The following is a 6,084-nucleotide window of genomic DNA, read 5'->3' on the forward strand; positions in this document are numbered from 1 at the left end:
ATTGAAAAAACAAGGAGGTAATTGCTCCGTATGTCCAAACGGTGGCTGGAACCCACAAATGTAAGGAACTCAGATGGATAACAGTAGATGTTTTACTGCTGTATTTCTTGTGATGGGGTCTTTTTTTGTCCGAAAAAGAATATTTGAAAGATGTAAAACCTTATGTAAGGCCATTGGTAGTAAACGCAATTCACTATATCTCCACTTTACTCTATATTTCCGTATTGAGTAAATTAAAAAATCATAAAAATGATGAAGCGCCCAGAGGTTCGATCTGGGCAGTTCAAGATATGTACCCCTTTTCCATATCGAAATAGTAACGTGAACTGTTTTATGGATACGTTTATTGGTGAAAATGATCCGGATGATAGCGTAGGAATCTCTTACACCATCAATTCCAATGCTGCATCTTTGTCATAGAAAGCAATAAGGCCAGCGACTAGCATTGTCCAAAAACCGTTTTTCTAAGAATTTGTTCAAGTTGTGTCAGACAAAACTTCAACGAAAAGAAAAAGGCTGCTAAGTTGTTATATATCAGCTGTGCAGGACAGCACGCTGATCGGCTAGTACCATAATGATATTGTGTTCCTTCCCCTGGAACTGTTTACTCCTTACAGTTCTTAAGAGCAGCAATATCCTATCAATGGTTTTACATGAGGTTTTACACCTCATATAAAAGCAATCTGTAACGAATCGTCCAATTCTGTTCAGACTGCTTTTTTTAATTGCGAAAAGGAATTTTGAAGGAAAGGAGGAAGTCATTGGTTTTTAACCATGACGATGGTGTATGAAGAAGAATCTATCTAGGGCGTTAGTTTTATGTATTTTAGCTTCCATCACAGTATCAGGCTGTCATAAAGAAGCGTCCACGCCGGACGAGATGAATCAGAATATCCCCGCACAACTGGAAACAGTAGAAGATGTGGAAGTCGAACAGGTCGATGCTGCAGAATATGCACAGGAATCGAGCAATCAAGCATCTGATGATGCGGCGGATATAAAAGATGACACATCTGCCGGCGAAACCAAGGGAGCAACTTCATCTACAGATAAAGCGACTGCGGATAAAGACACTCCCAGTGAAGTAGTTCAGGAAAGTACCCAGGAAAACAGCCAGAACAACGACACGAACAGGCAGACCATTGTTGGCTCTGCTTATGCTATCAGTGAAGAGACCGAGACATATATCGATGATTTCGGTATCCAAACGATAGAGAAAAAATATGTGATCCCCTATAACGCAGATATCAAAGATATAGCGCAGGCGACGATCACGACAAATCATGTGCAGTATGCGATCGATAGCATTGTGACCCCCCAGAACTTTGAAGAAAAGAAACTGGTAAAAGAACAGATCGCAAAAACCGAGGAAGAAGCGAAGAAATTCGCCGATGAACTCGAATACGATGAGCCAGACGGTACAGGCGTATTGACCCTTGACCCGAACTCCGTAAAGGCGGAGGTGAACAAAGACGAAAAGATCCCTTCCGGTACCAGTTTTGTAAAAACCTATGATATGACGATCAAGGATCAGGATAAGATCCCCCAGACACTGAAGTCCAACGGTGTCACATACTATCAGGGTAAAGTTACATGGCAGAACATGGGTGATCCCGGAACAGGCATCAGCGGAACAAATGGTAATAATGCATACGGAACCTATAATACAGTCGCGTCTTCTTGGAGAGCGACTGTGTCTTATTATGGCACGAAATATACAGAAGATAAGGATTATAAGGGCACAGCTACATATGTGGGCAAGATTCTTGCAAAAAATTCCCCCACAAATATCTACGTTGTGACCTATAAACCAAACTCTATGGTTGCAAATGCCAGCGGCATTTACTATCAGAATTACATCAATTCTATGTATCAGAAGGAAAATAGTAAACTTGCTGCATCCGGTGCATCTGATATGATGGGTATGTATTCTGCAGGCTATAGCAACGGCTGGATGGGCAAGGTGATCGGTGCATTGGTAGCGTTACTGTTTGCGTTTGTAGGTGCGTTGATGTATGTAGCCGTAAAAGTTTGGAAAAAAGTGAATGAAGATCCGGAGGAAGTCGTTGCTACGGTCAATAAGGAAGAGATCCCTGTTGAACTGATCGACGGTGAAGATTCCGTTGAATCTGAAACAACGCAGTAAGGAGGGGTGTATATGAATCCAATTACAATCCTCGTATTCGCACTTGTTTTAGCACTTATTATGCTGACTGCTTTTTCTTTGTTGATCATTTCAACTGCCTTGAATAAAAAAAATATCAAACTAGACCTTTTCGCATTTGATTTTAATTTCGGCAAGTTGAAAAAGGGGCGGATCAGTGATACAAAAGTTGAACCTGCAGATATCACAGCTGAGCCGGAAGGCATCCTTGTTGGGGAAGAGAATAATGAACCTCCTGCTGCCTCTGCTGATTTTGTTTCTGCGGAAGCAGCTGACACAACAGAACATCAGAGTGCAGATATTGTTGATATGAACGATTTACCCGACATACTGGAAGGTTTTGATGAATTTGAAGACTTTGACGATCTGGAGGAGCCCGGAGAAAATGTGAAAAAAGGCGGCAGAGCCGCATTAGTCATGGGCGGGATGAAAGATCGTTTCGCACAGGCGCAGAATGACGCCCAGGCAAAAGCGATCGAACGCGAAGCGAAAAAAATGCAGGAAGACCTTGAGCTGTACGATCCTGATGAAACAATGGAAGAAATTCCTGAAGATTTCGGTGGGAAGTTACGTTACTGGTGGAGAAATCACTTTGGTTTCCGCATCGGCACATGTGCAGTAGCGGTATTCCTGATTTTTGCTGTAGTGTTTTATGGGTATCAGATGCGTGGTTTTGTCCCTACAGATAACGATGATTCAATCGTTACAGCCACAGACGAAAAGAAAGACGGCGAAAAAACTGCAGAACTAGATCCCGAACTGGAAGAGTTCAGACAAACACTGGACGGGGAACTGGCACCGGTTGATGTAGATGCCGATAGCCTAGATGAAGATCCGAACCTTGCTGAAATTGTTACGACAGCTCAGCGACAGGTGGGAAATACACCTGCAACCTATACAGGGTCTCACACAACAAGACAGCCCTCCGGTTCTATCGGTACGATCAGCATCCCGTCTATTAATCTGAAAAATGCGCCTGTCATGGGTAGTGTTGAAATGAGTGATCTGTCTAAAGGGACAGGACACTTTGAGAATACTCCTGTATTCGACGGCAATGTCGGTATTGCAGGGCATAATAACACACACTTCAAATATCTGGTGAATGTCGATATTGGCGATCAGATCCAGTACACTGTAAATGGCGTGACTCGTACATATCAGGTGACTGATATGCGCGCTATCTCTGATACGGACTGGGGTGTATTTACAGATTATGGCGATAACCGTCTGACTTTGGTGACCTGTGAACATTTGGTTCCTAATAGCAGGATCGCAGTGACTGCGATTCAGGTTGGATCCGACAGCGGCAGATCTAATGGGTCTGTTTATACCGGCAAGGTAAATAGCTCTTTCCATCAGGACAGTGGTGATTATCACGATGCTGGTTCTGGGTATACAGATTATATTGGTGTGTTCACTGGCAACAATTAAATAATTGTAGGTACAAAACTTTGGTCAATGATTTACCAAAGTTCTTTTTTTATCCAGAAAGGAGGGGGGAATGGATGCAGAAAGATAAACGCATTGTTTTTGGCAAATGGAAAACGAGATATTGTTTGCTGCTGTTGATGGCTATATCTGTTGGTCTTATGCTTTGGATGCAGAATAACATTTTTGTTGTTTTGGCAGCCATTTTTACATTCCTCTATTTCGTTTTATGGGTAAAAGAAAATGTTTTGGCTTTTCAGGACTGGGTTCGGAAAGCCAAAGGCGATTTTGCTATTTTCGGCGAATACGCCGATCGTTTTACAGAGATGTTCGCAAAGAACAGGGAAGGCAAAAGGTGAAATAAAAATGAAAAAGGGATTTAGATTTTACGCATTATTCGGTGCGTTGATAAGCTCTCTTGCATTTTCTCCAGTATGTGCTTTTGCCGATGACGGGTATTCGGTACAGTATTTCGACAGTGAAGCGGATTATTTCGCCAACTCCGGGGGTAGTAGTTTTTCCAATAGCTATAACGACAGCTATTCCAGCGGGAATTACTACGATTATTCTACGGACTATACTGATTACTCCACGGAAACGCTGTATAACGGTAATTACACAGATACGATCCAGACAGAAAGCTATGGGGATTATACTATTGACGGATATTACGAAAACGGTACATCCACCCTTGGTTCTGATATTGTATATGGTTCTTCATCCACACCTACAACAAGATTGTGGTCCGATGAGCCTTTGGTGAATACTGTTACAGCGAATCAGCATCGTGTTAGAAATGAGAAGAAACCTATCACGATCAAGATTAATGGTGAAAAATATACACCCAGAGATACACAGCCATTGCTTATTGATGGCAGAGTATTTGTTCCTCTGCGTTTTGTAGTGGAACAGTTGGGTTATACAGTGAGCTGGGACAGTGAAGAAATGATCGCTGAAATCAACGATGGTGCAATCGTGGTAGAAGTTGGCTCCTACACCATGTGGAAATATGATGGTATGACGATTCCTACAGATGTTCCGCCGTTTTTGTACCAGGGAACGTTAATGGTAGGCTTACGTCAGATCGGCAATGCACTGAACTATAAAGTCGGCTGGGACGAAGAAAACAGGGTGGTATCCTTGGATAGAGCAAAACCCAACTACGATCTGAAACAGCATAATGTTTTCGACAGAAGCGTTTACTAAGCATTACGATTTTAAGAATCGGTTCCTAAGTCATGGACCATTCCGGCAGCCTATATGTAGGGACTTTGGTAAACCGTTTACCAAAGTCTGGGAAGGAAGTGTTTCAATGAGAGATTTTTTCGAATATATCAACGGCTGTGAGGTCATTGAATATCACAAAGGGACTGCGAAAGGCAAGTTCCTTTATTTTTTTCTTTCTTATATTCCAACGCTTCTGATGGTCGTTTTACTGTGTTTGACACTGGAAAAGGCCTATACCATGCTTCGATATGAGATTGATCATACATCAGTACTGCTACAATACATAGCACTCGGCGTTTTTATCCTGATGATGGATGTAATTGCCAGTATTACAAAAGAGAAAAAAGTCGCAGAGTTCCAAGAGTGCTGTATCATCCGGTACACGGGTATAGTTGATGAAATTGATCAGTATTGGATCAAAGAAAAGTATAAAATGCAGGAATATGGTGCAGATGGTACTTGGATCGCTATGGAGAAAAAGAGAAGAGAGAGAACATGAAAATAAATGGCATAGACTATTTGAACTCTTTTCAAGGGTGTCAGGTGATAGATTATCGCTTGGCGAAACGGTTCAAAGGACAATTGGAAGGCAAAAATAGATTTCTGTATTGTGTAATTGCAGCGGAAGTAATTATTGGGATATTGTCGTTGATTCTTCTGTTCGACACATTTGTGTCAGCGGTAGCATCAAGGCTTATTTCCCATAGATCTATGATCATATTTCTGCTATGTGTTGCTGCATTGTTTGTAGTGAAAATATATTATGAACGGAATTCGTTTATGACGGCAGAATACTATCTACGGATTGACGGTACATTTCCCGAAGAAGAGTTGGAGGAAATCCAGCAGAATTTTCACTTGCATCCGGCAGTACAGTTCAATAAGAAGGGAACAGCAGATAATATATTTGTTGCTTATCCAAAAACGAAAGGTGGATTTGAATGAGAGAAAAAATTAAAATCTCGGATGAAAAGGGAGCATCTTTTTCCGATGCAGCAATGGCATTGCTCGGGATTTTAGCTCTCATTCTTATTATGTATGTGTTTAGATTGGTGCTTTTGGCGATTGCAAATGGTACGTTATTTTGTCCTATATGAATACTTGGTGGAGGGCTGAAAAAATATTTTTTTCCAAATCCCCAATTCGGTATTTTGACTGTGATAAAATACAGAGTAATAGAACAGAAAGACTAACTATTAAAAGTCAAGTCAAAAAATCAAAATTTTAAGTAAAGTGCAGAAATACTTTTCAAGTAAGTTAGAACC

The 6,084-nt window shown here is 41.3% G+C and carries 7 protein-coding genes; all 7 read left to right on the top strand.

Annotation, left to right across the window (positions count from 1 at the left end):
* Positions 1-787 precede the first annotated feature (787 nt).
* Positions 788-2,146, top strand: coding sequence for a hypothetical protein (locus tag IJ369_RS10300; RefSeq protein ID WP_290718750.1), 1,359 nt, complete (start codon positions 788-790; stop codon positions 2,144-2,146).
* 156 nt (positions 2,147-2,302) lie between these two features.
* Positions 2,303-3,595, top strand: a complete 1,293-nt coding sequence (locus tag IJ369_RS10305) for a class D sortase (protein ID WP_290718752.1) — start codon at positions 2,303-2,305, stop codon at positions 3,593-3,595.
* Positions 3,596-3,669: 74 nt separating this feature from the next.
* A complete protein-coding gene (locus IJ369_RS10310; RefSeq protein ID WP_290718754.1) occupies positions 3,670-3,951 on the top strand; it encodes a hypothetical protein in 282 nt (93 codons plus the stop codon).
* A 7-nt stretch (positions 3,952-3,958) separates the two neighbouring features.
* Positions 3,959-4,798 carry a copper amine oxidase N-terminal domain-containing protein gene (locus tag IJ369_RS10315; protein ID WP_290718756.1) on the top strand — a complete coding sequence of 280 codons (840 nt, stop codon included), beginning with the start codon at positions 3,959-3,961 and terminating at the stop codon, positions 4,796-4,798.
* Between the two features lie 106 nt (positions 4,799-4,904).
* Positions 4,905-5,318, top strand: a complete 414-nt coding sequence (locus IJ369_RS10320) for a hypothetical protein (RefSeq protein WP_290718758.1) — start codon at positions 4,905-4,907, stop codon at positions 5,316-5,318.
* Complete coding sequence (locus IJ369_RS10325) at positions 5,315-5,764, top strand: hypothetical protein (protein ID WP_290718759.1); 450 nt, start codon at positions 5,315-5,317, stop codon at positions 5,762-5,764. The genes IJ369_RS10320 and IJ369_RS10325 overlap by 4 nt, the downstream gene beginning before the upstream one ends.
* Positions 5,761-5,916: a hypothetical protein gene (locus IJ369_RS10330; RefSeq protein ID WP_290718762.1), complete on the top strand. Its 156-nt coding sequence runs from the start codon at positions 5,761-5,763 to the stop codon at positions 5,914-5,916. The genes IJ369_RS10325 and IJ369_RS10330 overlap by 4 nt, the downstream gene beginning before the upstream one ends.
* Positions 5,917-6,084: the final 168 nt, after the last annotated feature.

Source organism: Anaerotignum sp. (assembly GCF_017483025.1).
In the GTDB taxonomy this organism is placed as follows: domain Bacteria; phylum Bacillota; class Clostridia; order Lachnospirales; family Anaerotignaceae; genus Anaerotignum_A.